Source organism: Alicyclobacillus acidoterrestris (genome assembly GCF_022674245.1).
In the GTDB taxonomy this organism is placed as follows: domain Bacteria; phylum Bacillota; class Bacilli; order Alicyclobacillales; family Alicyclobacillaceae; genus Alicyclobacillus; species Alicyclobacillus acidoterrestris.
In genome coordinates this window covers 820,537-842,621 of the sequence record NZ_CP080467.1, presented here as the reverse complement: position 1 = coordinate 842,621, position 22,085 = coordinate 820,537, and the positions used below count along the sequence as shown (strand labels likewise).

Below are 22,085 nucleotides of genomic sequence, written 5' to 3'. Positions count from 1 at the left end.
GTGGCTGAGCCCATGATGGATGTCAAACCTGAAGGGGTCGGCGCCCAACTGTCCTACGACGGTCGCGCACCGAACCCCACTTCACTCAACGTCGTATGTCTCTGTACATGGGCGCACAGCACTGTGAAACTCGGTGCGTTTCAGCAAGTTGAACAGCAACCCGAATGCACAGAGTGCCGGAATTGTCGCGAGAGGGCTCCCACTGACCAACGGCATTTGAATACTAAAAATCGGGAAGATACCAAGGCCCATCAGCATCGGGTACCCCAGTTGAATGACCAGCAACACCATCAGCGCGATAAACACCTGACGTGCCACCGGATGGCGCAACCTTCTGCCTCGCGTAAAGAGACGACTGATAAACCACAGTGTTCCGAGACCCAAGGCCAGTCCTGCGCTCCAGCCAAACAAGTTCATAAGCTCGGCAAAGGCGAAAGCGCCGTGATCGCTCAATAAAATATATGGGTGAACGCCCACTCCGTGTCCGAACCATCCGGCGTGGCGCACGAGCCACTGCGTCTGGTAGTTCTGGTATCCAATGTCCATGCGGTGATCCGCAGCATGAAAGGGCACGACGAGGCGCTCTAACAGAAAACGGTACAGGTCACCAACGACCATCATCCGATAGCCGACAAATGCTGCAGATACTGCGCCTATGACCGCGACACGCCAGAGCAACCGACCTTGTCGCAATAACACGATAAGCCACGCGCAGTCGAGAATCAGGAGCGATAGATTCGCGCGGCCCAATCCGAACAGCAGTTGTGTTCCCCCTATCACCAGGGCGATTACCCATGCACGCCACCCGACGTGCCACCGCCTATCGGCGAGTAGAATAGCGAGACTCGGTGCCAACGCATAGGGCGCGACCCCAAATACATCAAACCCCCACAACGCCTTGGGACCGTTCACGCGAACGTCACTCCAACCAAATGCAACGGTCGCCAGCATGGGCACAAACACGACAGCGAGAACTGCGGGCATCGACTTTCTCAGATACCTAGGCGATACGAAAAAGAACAACATCCCTAGAGCGACGCCAATCACGTCTACGAAGACACTGCGCCATAATGTCAGTTCACTCTGGGGGCCAGTTGGCATGTCCCGAAGCGTATACAGGGTAACGATAGCACCGAAGATGCAGAGGAAGCCCAACCAGCAAAGAGAGAGCCAATCCACGCGTCGGCGGTGAATTTGCTGAAAGGCGATCCCGAGTTCGTCCGGCGGCCCCAATCGAGCCAGGGCACGCGTCACCGCTTCCTGTTCCGACAAACCACCAGCCAGCTCCTCCTCATAGGCTTCTATAAAATGGTATGTAATGTCCTCGCGAATCAAACGGTGGGCCTCGCGATTCCTCACCTTTTGGCAGACGTCGCGAATATATGTCTCGAGTTCCAAATGTGGCACTTTCCCCATCACGCGAACTCCTCCCCGACAAATTTCTCGACGGCACTGCGAAACGCCCGCCACTCCCGCTTCTTGGTGACCAAATGCGCCCTTCCTTCGTCCGTGATGGCATAATACTTCCGCTTGCGCGAACCCGCCCCACTCGACCAGGATGCGGTCACATAGCCGAGCATCTCAAAATGGTGCAAAATAGGGTACAGTGTACCTTCTTTGAACGCGAGCTCCCCACCACTAACCACCTCAATTTCCTTCATGAGTTCATAGCCATACATAGGCTTGTTCTGCAGCAGAGATAAGACCACGAGTGGGGTGCTCCCCTTGAGTAGCTCTTTGTCCATTCATGTCGCCCCTTATCACTTGGATCACGATGCATCGCATACCGATATATTATACGGAGACTCGCGGATAGTCCAACACTTTATATCCTTGCTGGATGCTTCGTTGACATCAAAGGCGGGCGGGATTGACGCATGGGGATGTGGGGATGTGGGGATGTGGGGATGTGGGGATGTGGGGATGTGGGGATGTGGGGATGTGGGGATGTGGGGCGGCTTGAGGCGGGATGGGGGCGGCGGGATGGAGGGGCGGCGGCGGACGGGCGCAAATCCAGGCAATAAGACAAGTTTCCTGCGCTATTTCGGTCTTTTCTTTATTCCGGCGGCCCTTAAGACAAAATAAATACCCTATTTTCCAAAATGCCGCCGGAAAACCCCATCAAATCGACGAATAGGGTAAATTTCGTGCCTTAAAGTGGCCCAGGAGCCCCTGCGTGTCTTATTAAGACATTCGTGAGGGCTGCCATCGTCTCAAGCGGCACGCCCGGGCCGATCCGGTCACCGCCACGACCGCCTACCGCGCAGCCGCCTCTACGAGCGCGCGGAAGAGGCCGAGCACCGTCTCGTCGTCGCGCCAGAGGTTTTCTGGGTGCCATTGGACCGCGAGCGTGAATGGATCCGCCCCCGTCGACTCGACGCCCTCCACCAGGCCGTCTGGATCCCATGCGACAGCGCGCAGCGACTTTGCGACGTCCTTGACCGCCTGATGGTGGAAGGAGTTGACGCGGATAGACGTCTCGCCGCCGAAGCACGCGGCCAAACGGCTCGCCGCATCAATCTTGACGCGGTGGCTCAGGTGGTTGCGCGGGGCCTTCTGCGAATGCTGTATCTTCCCCTTCCACTGCCGGGGCAAATCCTGATATAACGTGCCACCGAGCGCGACATTGATGACCTGCATGCCACGGCAAATGCCGAGAATCGGCTTACGCTGCGCGCGCATCATTTGAACGAGCGCAATTTCCAGCGCGTCGCGCTGCGCGATGACCTCGCCCAGGCCGTAATGAGGGTCCTGGCCGTAAAGGGCGGGATCGACATCTTCGCCCCCACTCAACACAAGGCCGTCCAGGCGCTTCGCCAGTTCGCCCAGCGCCACCTCGTCCGTGAGATACGGAATGACCACAGGGATACCGTCCACTCGTTCAATTCCAAGCGCGTAGTCATCCGACAAAAAGACGCCTTGGAGCGGCAGGCCAGGCAAAGTGCTTTGGCGTGTCTGGCGCGTACCGGTAAGGCCGATCAATGGTTTTGTCATTTGGATGCCCCCTTGAACACCAAAAGGCCGTTTACTGCCAACTATGCAAATACGCCACCTGTTGGTCTGTCAGCTGGTCAATCGTCACACCCCAGCTCTGCAGACGCATCCTGGCGACTTCCAAATCGAGTTCCCGCGGGATCTTATGCAATCCAGGCGCATAACTGTGCTGGACGACTTCGCGCAACCCGAGCGCCTGCAACGCAAACGTCATATCCATCACCTCTGCCGGATGGCCATCTCCCGCCGCCAAATTGACGAGCCGTCCCTCCGCGATCAGGTAGATGCGGCGGCCGTCCGCAAGCTTGTACTCGTCGATGTTGGGGCGCACCCTGCGCACACTGACTGCGAGCGATTCGAGGTCCGGCTTGCTGACCTCTACGTCAAAGTGGCCCGCGTTGCCGAGAATCGCTCCATCCTTCATCCGCTCCATGGCAGCTTTGTGGATGACGTACTGATTGCCTGTGACGGTGATAAAAAAGTCGCCATGCGCTGCAGCCTCGACAATCGGCATCACAGAAAATCCGTCCATTGCTGCTTCGACGGCGCGAATCGGATCCACCTCGGTAACAATCACCTTTGCCCCCAGGCCCTTCGCACGCATGGCCACACCTTTGCCGCACCAGCCATAGCCGACGACTACGACCGTCTTGCCAGCGATGACCAGATTGGTCGTGCGCATCACGCCGTCCCAAACCGACTGGCCTGTCCCATAGCGGTTGTCGAAGAGGTGCTTACAGTCGGCATCGTTGACCGCAATCATCGGATATTTCAAGATGCCCTCGTCACTCATCGCGCGCAGCCGAATAATCCCCGTCGTCGTCTCCTCGCAGCCGCCGACAATGCGCGCGGCCTGCTCCGGGCGTTCCTGGTGGAGGATGGTGGCGAGGTCGGCCCCGTCGTCAATGAGCGCTATCGGATCGTGATCCAGTACCTCGCGCAAATGCGCCTGATATTCCTCCTGCGTCGCCCCATACCAGCCGAAGGCGGTGACTCCCCGCTTCACCAGACCCGCAACCACGTCGTCCTGTGTGCTGAGCGGGTTGCTCGCGGCAATCGCCACATCTGCACCCCCGGCCTGGACAACCAGCGCCAAATACGCAGTTTTCGCTTCAAGGTGCAAACACATGGAGATGCGCTTGCCGGCAAACGGCTGCGTTTGGCGAAACTGCTCCTCCAATTGGCGCAACAACGGCATGTGCTCCCGCACCCAGTCAATTTTCAACTCGCCTTGCTCGGCGAGTGCAAAGTCCCGAATTTGCGATTTTTCACGTGCTTGGCTCATTCTATAAACTCCTTTTCCCCACACTGAGCGGCGGTTCGGTCAGTCACTCATCATTCAGTACAGACTTTTCTGGCATCTGATGGACAAATTGTACATGAAAAAAGGGCGGATTCACATCCGTCCTTGTTCCGCACGAAGATGCAATTTTAAAAATCTACAAGTCCGAGGCTGATGAGAAGCCCGTCATTGACCATCTTCATCATGGTGTCGTCCAAGTGTGTGATTTTGTCCGTCAAACGTTGCTTGTCGAGCGTGCGCAGCTGTTCCAACAGGACGACCGAATCCCGCTCCAAGCCGTACTTTTGCGCGGGGATCTCGACGTGCGTGGGCAGCTTCGCCTTCTGAATCTGGGCCGTGATAGCCGCCACAATCACCGTGGGACTGAAGCGATTCCCGATGTCGTTCTGAATGATGAGCACCGGGCGAAACCCGCCTTGTTCAGAGCCGACTACGGGTGACAAGTCCGCGAAGAAAATGTCCCCTCGTTTGACGTTCAATCACTTACACCCCGCTTACTAAGCGTTCCACCGTGCCTCCCGCTTCTTGCTCCAACAGAAATGACTCGGAAGCAATCCGCAGATTCAATCCGGCCATTTCTTGATACCCTTGTTGCATCTGTTCACGAATCTCATGTTTACGGTGCGCTGTTACATACATACGCAATGCTTCTCGTACAATTTCACTGCGATTTGCGCTATCCGTTCGAGCAAAGCCATCCACTTGCTCTAGCAACTGCTCCGGAACGTAGACTACCATGCGTTTTTTTCCGGACACGCGCGGCACCTCCACTGCTCTGGTGACACAATTCACATGGGCTATTATAGCTTTCCACCCAGGGCAGGTCAAAGTTTGTAATGAAGAAGTTTTCCAATTGCGGCGCAGCGGTGCCACACCGTGTCAAAAGGTCTATTTAGCGTACAACTTAGGTACCCGCGGATTCACCTGACATGCCATTTCATATGAAATCGTTCCGGCGAGTGACGCCACATCGGACAATGATAACACGTTTCGCTGAACATTGCGCGCCTGCGCAAATGTCTCAACCAACCATGCATCTCGATCCGCTGGCAACCGCGCATTCCACGCTTCTATCGTCCACGCCGCAGGCGGCTCAATTCCGAACAATGTCACAAAGTCTCCGACGCGCGCGGTCGGGATGTGTGAGACGTCAATCATCAATTGGTCCATGCAAACTCGTCCTACCACAGGCGCCAATACCCCGTGTACGAGCACCTTACCGACATTGGAAAGCACTCTTGGATAACCATCAGCATACCCAGCCGCGACCGTCGCTACGCGCATTTCTTTGTTCGCCGTGAAGGTCGCACCATAACCAATCGTCTCACCCGGTGTGACCGTTGCAATCCGCGTGATTGCACTGTAAAAGTGCATCACAGGCTGTAACTCCGGCGCTGGCAACACGTACTCGTCCGGCGAGTAGCCGTACGCCACAATGCCGATACGCACCATGTCGAAGTTCCATTTCGGATTACGCAGGACGCCGCCACTGTTCGAAGCGTGCACACGCGGAACTTGATAGCCTAGCTCGCGCAACTGTCGCGTCATCCCGACAAAGCGTTCTACCTGCTCTACTGCGTGGGCGTCCGACTCCCCATCAGAGCATGCCAAGTGCGTGGAAACGCCGGCCCACTCCATATCCGGTCGCTTGACAATCTGCGCTATCACGACCTTCGCATCCTCGATGGATTTAAACCCCAGTCGATTCATCCCCGTGTCGAACGGCGTATGAACGCGCAACGAACGACTCATTTTCGGAAGTTGCGCGATATCTCCCCACGTATCCGTATAGGAGACATCAATCCTATTCTCCGCTGCGACTGCTAACTCCTGCGGGCCGACGGATCCCAAAATCAGCACCATTCCGTCATACCCACAAGCGCGCACCTGCAGGCCTTCTTCTAGAGAAGCGACACCGACCGCTCTGACGCCTTCCTCCCGCAGCACTTGAATAATCGGCCCGACGCCATGCCCGTACGCATTCGCCTTCACCGTGACTAATAACTCTGTCCCCGCTTGAATTCTCTCTTTGACCACGCGTAAATTATGCGCAAATGCGCGCAAGTCAATCACAGAAAAAGTAGCGCGATACACCGTACCTCCACCCCGTTTCCCTTCAAGTGTAACAAGGTGTGTCTAGTCTGCCTAGCACAAGCGAGAACCGCATTGTGAACAGTATTCGATATCCGCCTGGACTGCGCAGCTGTGATTTTGCCCATTACATGCAAAATTGGGCCCATCTGGGCCCAATTTGTCGTTCTCGCGGGTACCTGTGGATACCCGAACCATTGATCACAGAGAGCAGTCTGTCGCGTGTGAGACCACGCGAGGCGCGTCACGAACGCAAACCTGCAAGCTTACTTGCCGACCTCGCTCAATGTCGAAATCGCAATTTCCTCCAATTGCTGCTGATTGAGGTCATTACTCGTAATGGCATACTCCACGCCGTTGTTCAACCAGGTGAGACTCGTCACGTTGTTCGCATCCGTGAACACGGCTGGGACGCCGTAGAGATCGACCAATTGACCATCCGGATCTCCTTGCGATCCCGGCGTCGGCCGCCACTCTTGCAACAGGTAATGGTGCTCGCCACCGTACTTCAGAACGGCGCTGGTCTCGCTGGGTTCCGACAAGCTCGTCATCTTTGTCCCAAACAAGTTCGGCGGTTCCACGTACCCAAATGCCTGCTCTTCGTCACTCGTCATGGTCGTCTTCGTCTGACTGCTGACCAATGACTGCGGATCAAAATCAGCTTGTTTGAACTGAACGTCTGTCTTAAAGGAGTTGAATTTGAGCGTGACCGCCGCCTTCCCTTCTTTATCCAAAAGTTTCACGGATTTCGGCTGCAGGGTCTTTGCATCTAGCACGACTTGCTGTGTGCTGATGGTACTCGATGCGGGTGTGACTGGCATCGTGTAGATGTACTCCCCTTTGCTCTTGGTCATCTTCGCGTCCTTGTTTGTCGTAATCTGCTTGAGCAGTTGATCATACAGGTAAATCTGACCTTGGTTCTTGGCCCAGTCCCCGTTGAATCGGAAGACCTTTTGAAGCGACGGACTGACGATAAACATACCGTTGTCATTGTGGACAATCACTTGATGCACTTGTTTATCTTGATTTCCAAGCGTGATTTTATAGGTTGTGGGTGACTCGTAGGACACCTGCACAGAGTATGTCTGGGTGTTGTTGTCCATTTGCACCGTCATCGTCGCGTCGCTTTGATAGTTCTTGCTATCTAATTGCTGGGCTTGTGTCTGGATTTTCTGGTTGACCGATTTGCCGGTCGGGACGCCGCAGCCTACGACAACGCCACCCACCAGTCCGAGTGCCAACACGACTGCCGTAACCTTTCGCATAGCCACCTCGCCTTTCTCCGACACACACCATTCAAGTCACACCTCAAGGTCGCTCTCTGCCTCAACCCTGTCGAAAAACGTCAATATTGCGCGGGAAATGTAGTCGATGACATCCGAAGCGGTCGTGCTAATCGGCGTCAGCGCCGCTCCCGCAAGTTCCCCTGCGCAACCGTGCAGCCATGCGCCGAGCGATGCCGCATCGAACGAATCTAAGCCCTGTGCCAACAATCCGCCGATGATCCCCGCCAATACGTCACCGCTACCACCGACAGCCAATGATGCGTCTCCTGTCGGATTGATGCGTACAGCGCCATCCGGTGCAGCAATAATCGTCCGATAGCCTTTGAGCAACACAACAGCACCCGTCGCTCTAGCCAATTCAGACGCCGCCGCCAATCGATGCGCCTGAACGTCTGCAGTGGTCCACCCCAAAAGTTGCGCGCACTCCTTTGGATGAGGCGTGAGTACGAACTGCGGCCCTACGCGCCACAACCCATTCGCCTGTCGCAACCCTGTGAGACCATCCGCATCAATGACACACCGTACCGGTTTTTGCGCCTGCTGGATGATCTCAACGAGACCGTGCAGGTGCTGTGAACTCGCCGCCCCCAATCCGGGGCCATAGACAATGGCGGTACAGTCGTGCAATGCAGACGCCTGGTCACTGACCATGCGCACCACGTAATCCGGTCGAGGTGCATGTGCCAATGGCGCGCCCGTTGCGAGAATCACGAGTCCTGCACCGGCCCTCGCGGCGCCAGCGGCGGCGAGCATCGCCGCCCCCTGCATTTCCCCTACGTAAATGCCGCAGCGTCCGTACGATCCCTTATGGCTCAACGCTTCCCGGCTGCCCCATTTGCATCGCAGTTGGGCCGGGTGGACATAAGACGCCAATCCCTCCTCCGGGAGCGGCGCTTTGATACCGATGTCGGCGACGTGTACGGTACCCGCGTAAATCGCACCTGGTGTCACAGCAGTCCCCAGCTTCTCATACGCCATTGCAATCGTTTCGCTCGCCTTCACACAGGCGCCATAGACTTCCCCTGTCGACGCGTTCACACCAGTCGGAATATCGACGGAGAGAATTGGCGCCTTGGCCTCATTCATCTCGTCAACCATATCTCGATACGCGCCTGTCAAGGGTCTGGTCGTCCCAGTCCCGAGCAGCGCATCGACGATGAGATCACAACGTGCGTCACGTAGACTCCCGGGTTCATACACCGTCCACAAAACGCCCGCCGCTTGGGCCATGTCGAAGGCCAGTTTTGCGTCACCTTGTAGTGTCAAAACTGGATCTACCGCGCTAACCACCCGCACATCGCCACCATAGTGGCGCAACCATCGGGCAGCCAACCACCCGTCTCCTCCGTTGTTGCCTTTGCCACAAACAATCAGCACCGTTTTCGCACGACGTCTTTGAACAGCTTCTGCAACTGCCTTTCCCGCATGATCCATCAGGACGATGCCAGGAACCTTGAGTGTCTCGATGGTGTCGTGATCGAAACACCGCATTTGTTCACTCGTGACCAGATACACACGGTACCCTCCTCGAGGATGCTATATGGATATTCGGCGTGTCCCAACAATATGTACAAACATCCGGGAGTGGCCCTCTCCCGTCAGCGACGCTCCCAAATCGCGGTGGCAAATGCGATGGACTTCTCGTGACTGATGCTCACGTGAACCCTATCGGAAGCAGGCAGGTCTGCCAACGCGGACGGTGCCTGCGCCCGAATCTGAAGCCCCTGTCCGCTGACCAGGATAATGTCGACATGGCGCATCGCCAGGTTGCCAAGCCCGCAACCGATAGCCTTCGCCAATGCCTCTTTCGCAGCAAATCGGCCAGCGACGTACTCGATTTGTCGCGCTGCGCCATACCCAAGCGCCGTCTGCCGCTCGCTTGGACCAAGTACTTTGTCAAAAAAGGCTTGGCCGCGTCGTTCGATGGCCGCCCGGATGCGCTTTGTCTCGACAATGTCGGTACCTACGCCCAAAATCATCGCAATGCCTCCCCATCAGTTGGTTCCCATTTTACAGGACAAAGTCCGTATCTGGTAATCGACGGGGCGTGAAATGGCCGCGGTTTTGTGGCACAATCGTAGAGAACTCAAGCGGAGAGGCGGAACTAGTGTGCAACATGCGCTCGACTTGTTTTTAGTTTTAGTCACGGGTGTGCTATTTGTCCTTTTGGTTCGTATTCGACCTGGTGGGAAACCTTTATCAAAAAGGAAGGCCGCTGGATTGTTGATTGTTGGGTTCATCATCGGCGTAATTTTTGTCACCACCAACTCGCTGTACGTCACACCGACGGGCCTGTAAGGGATATCTGTACGAGATATAACTGGAATAAGAGAGGTCGAAAAGGGACGGACGAGCTTGTGAACGAGAATTGGAGGAAACGACGAACGTGATTGTATTAAAGAGTAGGCACGAAATCACCCTGATGAAAGAAGCCGGGAAAGTCGTCGCCGGCTGCCACGAGGCACTGCGCGACTTCGTTCGCCCTGGCATTCGCACGTTGGACATTGACGAGTTTGTCGAGTCCTTTATCACGAAATACAACATGGAGCCAGCACAAAAGGGATACCGGGGTTACCCGTTTGCATCCTGCACATCGATTAACGATGTGGTGTGCCACGGCTTTCCGAGCGACTACGTCCTGCAAGATGGCGATATCATCACAGTCGACATGGTCGCACTGCACAAGGGGTTGCATGCGGACTCGGCGTGGAGCTACGCAGTAGGCGACATCAGCCCGGAGGCACAACGCTTACTAGACGTCACGAAAACAGCCCTGTACAAAGGAATCGAGGTGGCTGTTGAGGGCAATCAAATCTCCGATATTGGCCACGCCATTCAAACGTACGTCGAAGCGCAGGGCTTCTCTGTGGTGCGTGACTACATCGGCCACGGCATTGGCCGCCAAATGCACGAAAGCCCAGAGGTCCTACACTTTGGCCCGCCGCATCGTGGCGCTCGCATCCGCAAAAATATGGCGTTCACGATTGAACCCATGGTGAATGTGGGCAGCTACGAGTGCAAGCTGGACGACGACGGTTGGACCGCGCGAACACAAGACGGCAGCCTCAGTGCCCAGTACGAACACACATTGGTTATCACAGACAACGGACCAGAGATTATCACGGAACAAGCGTGAGAAAATCATGCGCCACACCCATTCAGAGCATCTCACTATCACGGTGATCCGCTGAAAGGGTGTGGCGTCTGTATTTATGTAGGCGGATTTGCGCGCGTGAGCCTTGCGCTCGCAGACTAGCCGGCGACCAGTTGGGCACAGGTCAGCCGATAAGCATTCTCCCCAACTCGCCGAGAATATAGGAAGCACCGCCAACTATCACGCCGACCAACGTCATTTCGAGGCCACTGGCCCACCAACTGCGAACCGTCATGCGCGCCTTGAGCGCACCGACGATGAAGTGGGCGACAATGCTGATGATGGCAGCCAGAATCAGCGCCGGTGCACCGCCCATGAAGAAGAACGGCAATAACGGAATCACCGCGCCCACCAGCGTGGAAAGTCCACCGAAGATGGCGGACTGCCAGGGGTTCCCACGATTGGTTTCGTGAATACCCAGTTCCTCCTGTGCCATGGTCGTGAGAAACTGCTCTTTATCCGACGCAATCTGTGTCGCAATTCGCCGGGCATCATCTGATGCGAACCCCTTCAACTCATAGATCAGGGCCAATTCTTCCATCTCGTGCTCGGGATCTCCCTCAATTTCCTGCCGCTCCGCGTACAGTTCGGCCTCCATCAACTCATTTTCAGACTTCGTGGCGAGCCAGGCGCCCGCCCCCATCGACAGCGTACTGGCAAGTGCGCCGAACATCCCACTGACAAGAATCGTCTGGTCTTGATTGGTGTACCCGGCGACCCCCGCGATGATGCCAAATAGTGCGCCAAGCCCGTCATTCACACCATAAATGGCGTCCCCTAACCAGCCACCAGATTGATTTTTGTGCCAGCGCTCGGCGTTCCAGAGTCGCCGCAACATGCGCTTGGGGCTTCCCGTCTCCGAGGACTCAGCCAAATGCGCGGCGATATCCGCATGCGCGTGCTCATCTGCGTCAATCTGGTCGTAAATCGCGGTGTATTCTGGGTCGTCAATCACGTTGCGCTGCGACTGATACCACGTGTCGTTCCCCAGTTCAATCCGCTCGATTTCATCTAGTAATTGCGTAAGGCTCGTCGCCTTCGGCACCTCTACCACTTCAGGTGACGTGGCCGTCTCGGCTCCGAGTTCGTCCAATTTCTTCTTCCACAATTGCGCATGACGATACTCGACGTCGGCGAGCTTCAACAAGATGCCCTGACGGCGGCTGTCCTTTTCCCGCGCAGCTGCCGCTTCGTATAGCTTCGCGGCCTGGAGTTCGCGCCTCATGTTCTCGCGCAGCGTCTTCTCCAGATACTGAGTCACCGCAGCACCTCCAACACTTCCTCGAATACACAAGCAGCCAGTCCGATGAACTGGCTGCTTCACGTATCGGTTGAATTCAACTGTCATCATGCATGCCGGACGATAATTCGTCAAGCGAAGAAGCACTGGCATCACAAATCTTTCGAAGATGGGTAGCTAGACCTTTGGTGTTTCGCAAGTAGACTGTCATCAATATCAAAGTGGGCGTCAGAAAAGATTTTCGCTAAGTACTCTAGTGGCGTCCTGGCCACTTCTCCGTACGACTTGCGCGTGTACAAATCTCTCGCATTCGGCAGTTCTTGCTTAATCTGTTTGCGCAGTCTGTTCCCGGCTGAGTCGGCATCGACCAAAATGTACACGTCATCCTGCTGAAGCGGAACAATTTCATTCTCTACCCATTCGTAACTGAGCGTACCTTTCGTGCATACCACCTCGACATCTTCACGAATGACGCGAAGTATTCGTGCCTTGTCTGTTTTGCCCTCAACGATAATCACCTTTCGCGAAGTCGATGATGTATGCATATCGTCCAACTTCCTTCCCTGAGATGAGAACCGCCAACCTGCACACTACCATGGTATGTTACATCTTAACGTTTTTCCTCCACTGTCATTCTACAAGTTCTCCTAGGCCACAATCCAATTTGCACAATTTTCTTGCGTTTTGGCAGCGTGCTGCGACAGTTGCCCAAGCAGATGTGTTTTCAGACCATATACTAAACGGTACGAAAAGGAGGAGAACGTATGACAGGTTCATCCCACGTCGACGCAACACCCTGCTTTCTTCCGCTGTTTCTTCTCTTCGGTGGGCTCGCCGGAAGTCGTGCTGCGGCCGGACCACGTGCATACGGCCGTTATCCGCTACAACAAGGGTATCCGCGCGTGCCGGGTTATCCCCCTGCCCGCGGCGCAATTGGCTATGGCACACCAGGTGGGCCGAGTTATTACTCCCCTTGGGTCATTCACCCGGGTGGCGTAGGTGCCCCAATCGGCAGACGGCCTGGTTGGTACTAATTTGGCGATTGTAGCCTTCCCCGACCATTTTACGCATACCCCAGCGTTCACTGCGCCCAGTGCCGAACTCCCGGAACTGGGCGCATCGTTATGTACACACGCAATATGAGTCACACCATCCTTTCATAGAAACAAGCGTGGCCCCGATAGGTGACCACGCTTGATTGAAAGTATGTGGACGACACGCTGCTTAGCAGGTCGTTGTCGGTGCCGTTGTGTATGCTGGCACGAGGAGGAAGAACAGCACAAAGATGATCAGGAACACAACCGCCCACCGGGTATAGCCTCCGAAAACACCGTACATGGAAATCCCTCCTTCAGAATTTGTGCTTCACTGCACACTCCCATACAATTCGGGTAGCATGACCAGTGTTAGGGATATTCGTCTACCCGCAACAAATTGGGCGGTTCATGGTCGCTTCAGGTAAGTCTCAGCCGGGGGGGGGGATGTACATGTTCAAAGAGATCAGCGACACAGAGGTGTTGGAGGTCGCTGCGCAGGAAAAAAACGTAATCGTTTTCTTTTATACACCGCTGTGCGGAACCTGTAAACTCGCCCGGAGAATGCTGGAAATTGTCGCAGCGACGCTGCCGGGACTCGTCATTTACACATGCGACGCGAACTTTGCCAGGCCTTTGCTCGAAGCATTTGAAGTGCAAAGTGTACCGGCACTCGCGTACCTGCGCGACGGCGAACTCACTTCTCTGCAGTTTGCATTCCACGGTGTAGATGATCTTTACGCGCGCATCAAGCAGTTTTTCAGCGCATCAGAACGGGCAGAATGACCTGCGGCAGGTTGGCTACTGACCTCTTGCGGGCAAATCAGCGCAAAAGTTGAGCGTAAAAATTACAAACTGGGGATAATATGGTCAGACTTTACGGCCTTGTCCTGAAAATTTTACGATGTTCACAAAAACAGTGTCGAAGGCAGTAGGAATTATGCCACTTTATGTCGAAACATTGACCGCTCATAAGTGGAAGTGGATGGACCAGCAAAAATCAAGATCTCATTTGTAGGGGGTAAAGGAAATGAAAAAGAAATTGTTGTCAACTGCAGCAGCAGCAATTGCCCTAACCGTCCTCGTCGCTGGGTGTGGAACCAATTCGACCGGAGGTTCGACTTCTGGAGGAAACGCAACCGGGTCTGGCGGCGCAGCAAGCGGTAACAAAAGCGACCTGAAAGTCGGTCTCGTCACCGATACCGGCGGTCTCAACGACAACAGCTTCAACCACCTGGCAGACGTCGGCCTGCAGAACGCTCAGAAGCAGTTAGGTGTGACTGGCAGCGTCGTCGAGTCAACTTCTGAATCCGACTATATCCCTAACTTGACCCGTTTTGCACAAAACGGCTACGACTTGGTCATCGCCGTCGGCTATCTCATGCACGACGCCGTTGAACAGGTCGCAAAGCAATACCCCAAGACCCACTTCTTGATTATTGACGACACCATCACGGACCGTCCGAACGTTTCCAGTGCAGTATTCAAGGCCGAACAGGCGGGCTATCTCGCCGGTGCGATGGCAGGTTTGCTGGAGACGGGCAAGTCGCTTCCAAACCTCAATAGCCAAAACGTCGTGGGCGTGATCGGCGGACAGAACATTCCGCCTGTCAATGACTACATCGCCGGTTTCCAACAAGGGTTCAAGAAAGAAGACCCGAACGGCAAGGTATTGCTGCAGTACACGAACAGCTTTACGGACCAGGCGCTTGGCAGCCAGTACGCCCAAAACGAAATGGCGCAAGGGGCAGATATCGTCTTCCCAGATGCGGGCGGTTGTGGGCTTGGTGCCATCAACGCCGTCAAGAGTGCAAATAAATACGCGATTGGCGTCGACACAGATCAGTCTTATCTGGCACCAAAGAACGTCTTGACCAGTGCGACAAAGGGCGTGGATACCTCCGTCTTTGATACCATCAAGGACCTGCAGGCGAACAACTTCCACTCCGGTGTCACCAACTTCGATTTGAAAGGTAACGGCGTCGGCATAGGCAAGGTCATGAGCGGCGTGCCACAATCGGTCATTGACCAAGTGAATTCCTTGAAACAAGACATCATCAGCGGCAAGATTCAAGTTTCTACAACGATTCAAAAGTAAGGTCTGCCGTTCTGTAGTGGGTGGACCGCGGTCACCAGTGAAGTGTCGCCGCGTCCACCCTGTTTGCACGTCGGATTCGTCCAGCCACTGGTGTTTTAGGGTGGACTGCATTCGATGGCTGAACGCAAGTCCACGAAAAGGAGGTCTATCGGCTTGGAAGACTTCTTAGAAGTAATTGATTTAAAAAAGTGGTTCCCCGGTGTAAAAGCCAATGACGGGGTAAACCTGACGTTGCGACGTGGTGAAGTACACGCCATCCTCGGGGAAAACGGCGCTGGAAAGTCCACGTTGATGAAGATGATTTACGGCCTTTTGGAACCGACCTCGGGTGAAATTCGGCTCGCCGGAGAACCCGTACACTTCCGCAGCCCACGCGAAGCCATTCAAGCGGGTATCGGGATGGTGCACCAGCACTTCATGCTGATTCCAGCGCTGACGGTGGCCGAAAATGTCGTCCTCGGCGACGAACCCGGTGGCGTGAATTACAATCGCCGAGAAGCCGTACGGCGCGTGCGGGAGTTGTCCGAGCGGTATGGACTCGATATTGATCCGACTGCAAAAATAGCGCAGCTGTCCGTTGGGCTGCAACAGCGAGTAGAAATTCTGAAGGCGTTTTATCGCAAAGCCCGTTTGATCATCCTCGACGAACCCACCGCCCTGCTCACGCCGCAAGAGACGCGCGAGTTATTCAACATCGTGCGCAACCTCAAGGCCGAAGGCATCCCGGTGCTGTTCATCAGCCACAAGTTGGACGAGGTCAAGGAGATAAGTGATCGGGTGACGGTCATGCGCGCCGGCAAGACGGTTGACTCCGTGCGGACAGCTGACGCCACCCCACAAGATCTCGCGAACATGATGGTCGGGCGCGAAGTCGTCCTGCGCATCCAGAAGGAAGTCGCGAAGCCAGGCGCACCTGTCCTCCAGCTCGAGGACGTGAAGGTTCGCGACAAGGCGAAAAACCTGCGCGTCAAAGGTATCACGCTCGAACTTCGCAGAGGTGAGATTTTGGGGCTCGCCGGAATTGACGGGAACGGACAATTCGAACTGGCTGACGCCATTGCCGGGCTGCTTCGTCCAGAAGACGGACGCATCATCTTCGACGGGCACGACATCACGCACCTGACGCCAGCACAGCGGACGGAACGAGGAATTGCCTACGTGCCACAAGACAGGCACGCAGATGGACTAGTATTAGAATTTGATTTAGTGGAAAACACCATTCTTCGCGATTTTCATAAGCGCCCATACTCGTCCGGCGGTATCCTTCGTCGCAAACCTGCAGAGGATTACACGAAGCGGTTGATTGAGGCGTTTGACGTGCGCCCACCACAACCGGCCCGCAAAGCTTCCGAGCTCTCCGGGGGCAATCAGCAAAAGGTGATTCTGGCGCGCGAGGTATCCCGCGACCCAATCATGCTGATTGCCGCACAACCGACGCGCGGCTTGGACGTCGGAGCCATTGAGGGCATCCATCGCCAGCTCGTGCGATTGCGCGACGAAGGCAAAGGGGTGTTGCTCGTGTCCCTCGAGATGGATGAAATTTTAAGTCTGTCTGACCGGATTGCGGTCATCCACGACGGTCGAATTGTCGACGTGATTCCAGGAGATACCGCCACGCGTGAACAAATCGGCTTGCTCATGACCGGATCACGCACGAATTCGGAGGTGGCATCGAGTTGAAGGCACTGCGCTCTACATTTTTAGGCCCTATCGTGGCGACACTGTTGGCCATTGTCATCGGCGGCATTTTGGTTAGCGCTATGGGGTACAACCCATTTTCCGTATACGGTTCACTCGTCTCAGGAGCATTCGGCAACATCCCGAGTTTGGGGAACACCATCACCGCGAGTATCCCGTTGGTGCTCTGCGGATTGGGTATCGCTATCGCGTTTCAATCTGGCTTATTCAATATCGGAGCAGACGGCCAATACTGGGTGGCTGCGGCCGCAAGCGTCTGGGTCGGTTACCATTTCACTGGCCTGCCAGGCTGGCTGCACATTATCTTTTGCCTGGTCGTCGGAATGCTGGTCGGCGCGATTTGGGGCGGTATTATTCCGGGATTGACCAAGGCGTACGTCGGATCGAGTGAAGTTATCACCACGATGATGCTCAGCTACATCGGCATCTTGCTGGCACGTTATTTGATTGAAGGCGGCCCGATGCAAGAACCTGGTTCCAATCCACAGTCGCCGGAAATTGTACAGAATACGCAACTTCCTTACTTTAATCAGACGCTGATGCAATCTCAGCTGTCGCTGGTCGCCGTTGCGATTACCATCCTGGCGGCCATCGTGGCCTGGTTCTTGCTGTATAAGACGACGATAGGGTACCAACTCCGCGCGGTAGGCTTCAATCAGCGAGCCGCCCGTTACGCAGGCATGCGGGTCACGCTGTATACGGTGATTGCATTGTGCCTGTCTGGACTGTTTGCAGGTCTAGCTGGCTCCGTGCAGATGCTCGGCGTAGATCACCGCCTGATGGACGGCTTCTCGTCGAACTACGGGTACACGGCTATTGTCGTCTCCTTACTCGCGCGCAATAACCCACTCGGTGTACTGCTGGCGGGTCTGTTCTTCGGCGCGTTGACGACAGGCGGACAAAACATGCAGATTGTCTCCAACGTCCCTGCAGCCTTAACGGATGTCCTTCAGGGTCTCATTATTTTCTTTGTCGCATGTGAACGCATTGTTCCACAAATCATCCAGTGGTACCGACGCCGTCGCAGTTTGCGTTCGGGCGTCGCTGCATCCTGATGTCGGGGAGGAAGTGAGTCTGTGAGTATTTTTGCCGACGCGCAAATCTGGAGTTCCACACTATCCATGGCTGTCCCCCTCGCCCTGCCGGCTATCGGCGGCACGTTCTCCGAGCGAACTGGCGTGGTCAACGTCGCGATGGAAGGCATCATGCTAATGGGCGCCTTTTTTGGGGTTGCGTTTTCCTATTGGACAGGCAACGCCTGGATTGGGCTATTGATGGCACTCATCATCGGCGGATTGACTTCAGCGGCCTTTGCCTGGGGCGCCATCCGCGTCTCCGCTGACCAGGTTGTCTTAGGAATGGCCATCAACATCTTTGCTGCGGGATTGACCGCGTTCTTGCTCGACACTGTATTTGGCTTCAGCGGAACACCGCCGACGACGCCAAAACTCCCGAATGTAAGCTTGCCGGGAATCGACAAAATTCCGTATGTCGGGCAGATTTTCACCAACCAGAGTATCCTCGTCTACGTGATGATTGTCATCGTCATCTTGTCGCACTGGTTTCTGTTTCATACCCGCCTCGGGCTTCGTATGCGATCCGTCGGCGAGAACCCCCTAGCCGCCGACACCGTCGGTATCAACGTATGGCGTTTGCGCTATGCCGGGGTCATCATCGGTGGACTGCTATCGGCTTTAGGTGGCGCCTACTTGTCGATTGGCGTCCTCAACAGCTTCTCGGTCAACATGACCAACGGCCGCGGTTATATCGCGCTGGCTGCCATGATTTTCGGCAAGTGGACGCCACTGGGCTCATTCGGCGCAGCGCTTCTCTTCGGCTTCTCCACGGCGCTGGGTATCGTCCTGCAGGGCAACGGCGTATCGTCAAACCTGCTGCAGATGATTCCGTACGCGCTCACCATTATCGCATTGACCGGACTCGTAGGCCGATCCACTCCACCTGCGGCGGATGGGGTGCCATATGATCCAAAACGTTAACGAAAAGCGCCGTTGAATGCGACGGCGCAGCGGTTACACGAATATCTCACATATTGGACAGGGCGTGTGCAAAAGGAGTCAATGGCGCACGCCCTGTCTGTATATACGTCGTTTCTCGAGAAACATCCCCGCCGTCGCCCCTACCACTGCACCGAGGACCATTCCGACATTTCCGAGCTGCGCCATATCTGCCAGACAAGCCAGCAGTGCGCCGAAAATGGCGGCGACGAAATAGGGCAGCGAGCGCTTACCTGCCATTAATAATGCGAGAAACAGTGCTGGTAAAGCGAATCCCAACGCATCGGAGACCGCAGCAGGAACGCTCTTGCCAATGGTTGCCCCCACAGCGGTCCCTGCCAACCACGAACCATAACACGAATAGACAAGCGGTATCTGATAGCCCACGACAGGTAGCGTTTGCTGCACTCGGCTACTGGTCACGGCATACACCTCGTCGGTTAAACCGAAGGCCATCATCCATCGCTGGGATTCCGACCACCTAGTGAACGCGGGTCCGAGTGACGTTCCATAAAGAAAATGCCGCAAGTTCACCAGTAAGGTGGTCACAATTGCCGACAGGGGAGATGTGCCGGACAACGCGAGGCTGAGCAACATAAACTGCGCACCGCCCGCGTAGACCCATGCAGAAATCAAAAACACAATCAGCCAAGGAACACCATTGCTGGTGGCGATCACGCCGAAAGTCACCGCCACTGGAAAGTACGCGAAAACGATCGGCAGCGCATCGCGCAGTCCCTTTGCAATCCATGTTCGTGTCATCTATCCGAAAACCCCCATGTCAGACAAACTGGCGAATAAGCGCAAAGCACCCCACCCCGACGGCCACTGTCAGAAATAAATTCCGACTCACACCCCCGACAATCACAGTTGGCACCGCCGCCATCCAGGTTGGATTGTGCAGCAGGGGCACCCAGTGATTCCCCGGCAGAAACACAAGTGGTCCAAGCAATGCGCCGAGAACTGCCGGTGCGACGAAGGACAACCAAGTCTTTGCGGCGTCGGGCCAGCGGATTCGACTACCGCCGCTCAGCGACAGTGCGCGAATCAGATAGGTTCCGGCACCAATGACGACGGTTTCCCAAAAGAGCCACCCCACCTATCCACCCCCTGACGAAAATATCATAATGATAACATAACATATTTTTGTATGCTATAATATATTTCGAAAGAGGGGGGCGCGAATGGAAGCGGAGAATCTCACACGGCATATTGGATATGTTCTGAGGTCGTTGCGAAAAGAACGGCGTCTCACACTGGATGACTTGGCTAATTTAACGGGCGTCAGCAAGCCCATGCTAAGTCAAATTGAGCGCGGAGAATCGAACCCAACCGTGGTAACACTGTGGAAAATCGCGAGTGGCTTGCAGGTCCCATTCTCAATCTTTCTCCAAGGCCACGAAGCGCCACACGCAACGATTATCCGCCAAGCAGACCAACCGATTGTCCTCGACGATGGCGGTAACTATGTCGTCCAAAATCTGCTTGCCATTCGCCACCCACAACCGACCGATTTATTTGCTTCGCGGCTCCTTTCAGGCTGTGCCCATGTAGCAGAGCCACACGGTGCCGATGTCACAGAAGGGGTCTGGGTGAAACATGGAGAATTGACGCTACTCCTGGGAGATGAACGCATTGCATTACACGAAGGAGACGCGCTTCACTTTCAGGCCAACCTTGAGCACACCTATGTGAATACCGGTAATTCCCCCTGTGAGTTCCTCGTGTTGCTGGTGTATAAAAACAGACCCGACGCGTCGTCAGACCATTAACGCCGGGTCAAGCCGATGCTAAGCGCTTGCTCAATTTCATCCCAGGTCAAATAGCGCCGCACAATATCCTCTTCCACCAGTTTCGATCCACGCTGGACTTCGATAAACTTCAACCCTTTGTCCGTGCGAATCGCGTGCCACTGATCTGCATATACGCGCACGACGTCGCCGGGACCGACGACGAAACGAGTCGTATCGAGGACGACTTCTCCATGGCCCTCAATGACCGTCCACACCTCGCTGCGAAGCATATGCTTTTGGTAGCTAAGGTTTTGCCCTGGATAGAGCTCGATACTCTTGGTGAGTACTTCCGTATCATCGCTCAATTTCTGATAATCAAGCACCCGATACGTGCCCCAAATCCGCTCCTCGTACATGGGACGACTCTGCAGGTGGGAAACGACGTCCTTCAACTGTGTCGCCGCTGACTTATCGGCCGCCAAAATGCCGTCCGGCGTCGCCACCAAGACTGCGTCGGTCAATCCCAAACTAACCACCGGGATCCCTAATTCGTTGATAATGTGGGTGTTTTCGCACGCATGCGCGATGCCCTGGCCAACGACCGGGGTCGACATCTGCTCCGACAACGAAGCCCACGTCCCCAAGTCAGTCCACGTCCCTTTGTACGGGTGCACAATGATAGACTCGGCTTGCTCAACCACTTCGTAATCAAAGCTGCGCTTGGGCAGACTGTCAAACTCCTCCAGGCAAGCTTGATACGTGGTGGGCCCTCCCCTGCGGCTCAAATGCGCGCGCAGCCAGCCGCCGGTAAAGCAAAATACGCCGCAATTCCACAGCGCACCTCGTGCAATCAATGCAGCGGCGACGGAAGCTTCCGGCTTCTCCACGAACGATGCGACATACTTGACTCCATCAAATCCTACCTCAGCATCCGGAACGATATATCCAAACTTACTGGTCGGTGTCGTCGGTTCTACGCCCATGAGAGCAAGCTGTGCATTTGCTCGAACCAACAGCGCGCCCAATGTCTGAATCTCTTGGAAGTAGTGATCGTCGACGAAGTGATCGACCGGAACAATCACAATCGGCTCATCCTCGTCCATCCGGGCAACATCGAGGAGGTACAGCGTCGACAGCGCAATCGCAGGAAAGGTATCTCTGCGCGATGGTTCCTCAATGCATTCGACGTCGCCGAGTTGCGCGTGAATCATCTCAATCTGCGCCTTTGACGCGCAAACGAACGCATCTGACTGCAATCCACACCGTTCAAGCTGTCCCCAGACACGCTGCAGCATCGACTCAGGCTGCTTCTCGGTAGGAAGTACTCTGAGGAACTGCTTGGAACGGATATCGTTTGACATGGGCCATAATCGTTTCCCCGAACCCCCACTCAGCAATACCAGCTTCAAACTCCATTCCCCCAAACGGCGGTACACTGC

General features: G+C 55.3%; 25 protein-coding genes. 10 read left to right on the top strand and 15 right to left on the bottom strand.

Translation table 11 applies throughout. The features are described from left to right. Window positions 1–81 precede the first annotated feature (81 nt). Both K1I37_RS03915 and K1I37_RS03910 read right to left on the bottom strand, forming a co-directional pair. Window positions 82–1,416 (bottom strand): permease prefix domain 1-containing protein, encoded by a 1,335-nt coding sequence (locus K1I37_RS03915; RefSeq protein ID WP_021297386.1) that lies wholly within the window; start codon window positions 1,414–1,416, stop codon window positions 82–84. Further along, window positions 1,416–1,745 carry a PadR family transcriptional regulator gene (locus tag K1I37_RS03910; protein ID WP_021297385.1) on the bottom strand — a complete coding sequence of 110 codons (330 nt, stop codon included), beginning with the start codon at window positions 1,743–1,745 and terminating at the stop codon, window positions 1,416–1,418. The genes K1I37_RS03915 and K1I37_RS03910 overlap by 1 nt, the downstream gene beginning before the upstream one ends. A 103-nt stretch (window positions 1,746–1,848) precedes the next feature. Between K1I37_RS03910 and K1I37_RS03905 the strand changes: the two genes are divergently transcribed. Beyond that, entirely contained in the window at window positions 1,849–2,085 is a 237-nt protein-coding gene (locus K1I37_RS03905) for a hypothetical protein (RefSeq protein ID WP_152498825.1), read from the top strand. A 171-nt stretch (window positions 2,086–2,256) separates the two neighbouring features. Here K1I37_RS03905 and K1I37_RS03900 read toward each other — a convergent pair whose 3' ends face one another. From K1I37_RS03900 to acpS, 8 genes are all read right to left on the bottom strand, one after another. Then, window positions 2,257–2,994, bottom strand: a complete 738-nt coding sequence (locus K1I37_RS03900; RefSeq protein WP_021297383.1) for a gamma-glutamyl-gamma-aminobutyrate hydrolase family protein — start codon at window positions 2,992–2,994, stop codon at window positions 2,257–2,259. A 31-nt stretch (window positions 2,995–3,025) separates the two neighbouring features. After that, the gene (locus tag K1I37_RS03895) at window positions 3,026–4,279 is read right to left on the bottom strand and encodes an adenosylhomocysteinase (RefSeq protein ID WP_021297382.1); all 1,254 of its coding nucleotides are present in this window, start codon (window positions 4,277–4,279) and stop codon (window positions 3,026–3,028) included. 146 nt (window positions 4,280–4,425) lie between these two features. After that, entirely contained in the window at window positions 4,426–4,776 is a 351-nt protein-coding gene (locus K1I37_RS03890; protein WP_021297381.1) for a type II toxin-antitoxin system PemK/MazF family toxin, read from the bottom strand. 4 nt (window positions 4,777–4,780) lie between these two features. Continuing rightward, window positions 4,781–5,053, bottom strand: a complete 273-nt coding sequence (locus K1I37_RS03885; RefSeq protein ID WP_021297380.1) for a CopG family ribbon-helix-helix protein — start codon at window positions 5,051–5,053, stop codon at window positions 4,781–4,783. A gap of 132 nt (window positions 5,054–5,185) precedes the next feature. Then, the gene (gene alr, locus K1I37_RS03880) at window positions 5,186–6,391 is read right to left on the bottom strand and encodes an alanine racemase (protein ID WP_021297379.1); all 1,206 of its coding nucleotides are present in this window, start codon (window positions 6,389–6,391) and stop codon (window positions 5,186–5,188) included. Window positions 6,392–6,654: 263 nt separating this feature from the next. After that, window positions 6,655–7,653: a LolA family protein gene (locus tag K1I37_RS03875; RefSeq protein WP_236025988.1), complete on the bottom strand. Its 999-nt coding sequence runs from the start codon at window positions 7,651–7,653 to the stop codon at window positions 6,655–6,657. Between the two features lie 36 nt (window positions 7,654–7,689). Then, window positions 7,690–9,189 (bottom strand): bifunctional ADP-dependent NAD(P)H-hydrate dehydratase/NAD(P)H-hydrate epimerase, encoded by a 1,500-nt coding sequence (locus K1I37_RS03870; protein ID WP_021297377.1) that lies wholly within the window; start codon window positions 9,187–9,189, stop codon window positions 7,690–7,692. Window positions 9,190–9,272: 83 nt separating this feature from the next. Next, window positions 9,273–9,653 carry a holo-ACP synthase gene (gene acpS, locus K1I37_RS03865; RefSeq protein ID WP_021297376.1) on the bottom strand — a complete coding sequence of 127 codons (381 nt, stop codon included), beginning with the start codon at window positions 9,651–9,653 and terminating at the stop codon, window positions 9,273–9,275. Window positions 9,654–9,783: 130 nt separating this feature from the next. Here acpS and K1I37_RS03860 point away from each other — a divergent pair, with 130 nt between their 5' ends. Together K1I37_RS03860 and map are read left to right on the top strand one after the other, a co-directional pair. Further along, complete coding sequence (locus K1I37_RS03860) at window positions 9,784–9,972, top strand: hypothetical protein (protein WP_021297375.1); 189 nt, start codon at window positions 9,784–9,786, stop codon at window positions 9,970–9,972. Window positions 9,973–10,060: 88 nt separating this feature from the next. Then, window positions 10,061–10,810, top strand: coding sequence for a type I methionyl aminopeptidase (gene map, locus K1I37_RS03855; RefSeq protein WP_021297374.1), 750 nt, complete (start codon window positions 10,061–10,063; stop codon window positions 10,808–10,810). 142 nt (window positions 10,811–10,952) lie between these two features. On the opposite strand, the gene K1I37_RS03850 is transcribed toward map, so the two are convergent. Both K1I37_RS03850 and K1I37_RS03845 read right to left on the bottom strand, forming a co-directional pair. Continuing rightward, window positions 10,953–12,089: a VIT1/CCC1 transporter family protein gene (locus K1I37_RS03850; RefSeq protein ID WP_021297373.1), complete on the bottom strand. Its 1,137-nt coding sequence runs from the start codon at window positions 12,087–12,089 to the stop codon at window positions 10,953–10,955. Window positions 12,090–12,220: 131 nt separating this feature from the next. Then, window positions 12,221–12,613 carry a toprim domain-containing protein gene (locus tag K1I37_RS03845; protein ID WP_021297372.1) on the bottom strand — a complete coding sequence of 131 codons (393 nt, stop codon included), beginning with the start codon at window positions 12,611–12,613 and terminating at the stop codon, window positions 12,221–12,223. A 219-nt stretch (window positions 12,614–12,832) separates the two neighbouring features. Here K1I37_RS03845 and K1I37_RS03840 point away from each other — a divergent pair, with 219 nt between their 5' ends. From K1I37_RS03840 to K1I37_RS03815, 6 genes are all read left to right on the top strand, one after another. Further along, window positions 12,833–13,102, top strand: coding sequence for a hypothetical protein (locus tag K1I37_RS03840; protein ID WP_021297371.1), 270 nt, complete (start codon window positions 12,833–12,835; stop codon window positions 13,100–13,102). Window positions 13,103–13,555: 453 nt separating this feature from the next. Beyond that, a complete protein-coding gene (locus K1I37_RS03835; RefSeq protein WP_021297369.1) occupies window positions 13,556–13,888 on the top strand; it encodes a thioredoxin family protein in 333 nt (110 codons plus the stop codon). A gap of 244 nt (window positions 13,889–14,132) precedes the next feature. After that, window positions 14,133–15,200, top strand: a complete 1,068-nt coding sequence (locus tag K1I37_RS03830) for a BMP family lipoprotein (RefSeq protein ID WP_021297368.1) — start codon at window positions 14,133–14,135, stop codon at window positions 15,198–15,200. Between the two features lie 114 nt (window positions 15,201–15,314). Continuing rightward, window positions 15,315–16,880 carry an ABC transporter ATP-binding protein gene (locus K1I37_RS03825; protein ID WP_051189522.1) on the top strand — a complete coding sequence of 522 codons (1,566 nt, stop codon included), beginning with the start codon at window positions 15,315–15,317 and terminating at the stop codon, window positions 16,878–16,880. After that, window positions 16,877–17,953, top strand: coding sequence for an ABC transporter permease (locus K1I37_RS03820; protein ID WP_021297366.1), 1,077 nt, complete (start codon window positions 16,877–16,879; stop codon window positions 17,951–17,953). Before K1I37_RS03825 ends, K1I37_RS03820 begins: the two co-directional genes overlap by 4 nt. Before the next feature lie 21 nt (window positions 17,954–17,974). After that, entirely contained in the window at window positions 17,975–18,895 is a 921-nt protein-coding gene (locus K1I37_RS03815; RefSeq protein ID WP_021297365.1) for an ABC transporter permease, read from the top strand. A 78-nt stretch (window positions 18,896–18,973) separates the two neighbouring features. On the opposite strand, the gene K1I37_RS03810 is transcribed toward K1I37_RS03815, so the two are convergent. Then, complete coding sequence (locus K1I37_RS03810; RefSeq protein WP_021297364.1) at window positions 18,974–19,675, bottom strand: AzlC family ABC transporter permease; 702 nt, start codon at window positions 19,673–19,675, stop codon at window positions 18,974–18,976. A 19-nt stretch (window positions 19,676–19,694) separates the two neighbouring features. After that, the gene (locus K1I37_RS03805; RefSeq protein WP_021297363.1) at window positions 19,695–20,012 is read right to left on the bottom strand and encodes an AzlD domain-containing protein; all 318 of its coding nucleotides are present in this window, start codon (window positions 20,010–20,012) and stop codon (window positions 19,695–19,697) included. An 85-nt stretch (window positions 20,013–20,097) separates the two neighbouring features. On the opposite strand from K1I37_RS03805, the gene K1I37_RS03800 reads away from it, so the two are divergent. Continuing rightward, complete coding sequence (locus tag K1I37_RS03800) at window positions 20,098–20,685, top strand: helix-turn-helix domain-containing protein (protein ID WP_021297362.1); 588 nt, start codon at window positions 20,098–20,100, stop codon at window positions 20,683–20,685. Here the strand turns inward: K1I37_RS03800 and K1I37_RS03795 are convergent. Beyond that, on the bottom strand, window positions 20,682–22,055 hold the full coding sequence (locus tag K1I37_RS03795; protein ID WP_021297361.1) for a sugar phosphate nucleotidyltransferase: 1,374 nt from the start codon (window positions 22,053–22,055) through the stop codon (window positions 20,682–20,684). The two genes, K1I37_RS03800 and K1I37_RS03795, sit on opposite strands and share 4 nt — an antisense overlap. Between the last annotated feature and the right edge of the window lie 30 nt (window positions 22,056–22,085).

Bases quoted from the DNA above. Each gene is read 5' to 3' on its own strand.
- K1I37_RS03915 (WP_021297386.1), bottom strand. From the start codon at position 1,416: ATGGGGAAAGTGCCACATTTGGAACTCGAGACATATATTCGCGACGTC.
- K1I37_RS03910 (WP_021297385.1), bottom strand. From the start codon at position 1,745: ATGGACAAAGAGCTACTCAAGGGGAGCACCCCACTCGTGGTCTTATCT.
- K1I37_RS03900 (WP_021297383.1), bottom strand. From the start codon at position 2,994: ATGACAAAACCATTGATCGGCCTTACCGGTACGCGCCAGACACGCCAA.
- K1I37_RS03895 (WP_021297382.1), bottom strand. From the start codon at position 4,279: ATGAGCCAAGCACGTGAAAAATCGCAAATTCGGGACTTTGCACTCGCC.
- K1I37_RS03875 (WP_236025988.1), bottom strand. From the start codon at position 7,653: ATGCGAAAGGTTACGGCAGTCGTGTTGGCACTCGGACTGGTGGGTGGC.
- acpS (WP_021297376.1), bottom strand. From the start codon at position 9,653: ATGATTTTGGGCGTAGGTACCGACATTGTCGAGACAAAGCGCATCCGG.
- K1I37_RS03845 (WP_021297372.1), bottom strand. From the start codon at position 12,613: ATGCATACATCATCGACTTCGCGAAAGGTGATTATCGTTGAGGGCAAA.
- K1I37_RS03840 (WP_021297371.1), top strand. From the start codon at position 12,833: ATGACAGGTTCATCCCACGTCGACGCAACACCCTGCTTTCTTCCGCTG.
- K1I37_RS03835 (WP_021297369.1), top strand. From the start codon at position 13,556: ATGTTCAAAGAGATCAGCGACACAGAGGTGTTGGAGGTCGCTGCGCAG.
- K1I37_RS03830 (WP_021297368.1), top strand. From the start codon at position 14,133: ATGAAAAAGAAATTGTTGTCAACTGCAGCAGCAGCAATTGCCCTAACC.
- K1I37_RS03825 (WP_051189522.1), top strand. From the start codon at position 15,315: ATGGCTGAACGCAAGTCCACGAAAAGGAGGTCTATCGGCTTGGAAGAC.
- K1I37_RS03810 (WP_021297364.1), bottom strand. From the start codon at position 19,675: ATGACACGAACATGGATTGCAAAGGGACTGCGCGATGCGCTGCCGATC.
- K1I37_RS03800 (WP_021297362.1), top strand. From the start codon at position 20,098: ATGGAAGCGGAGAATCTCACACGGCATATTGGATATGTTCTGAGGTCG.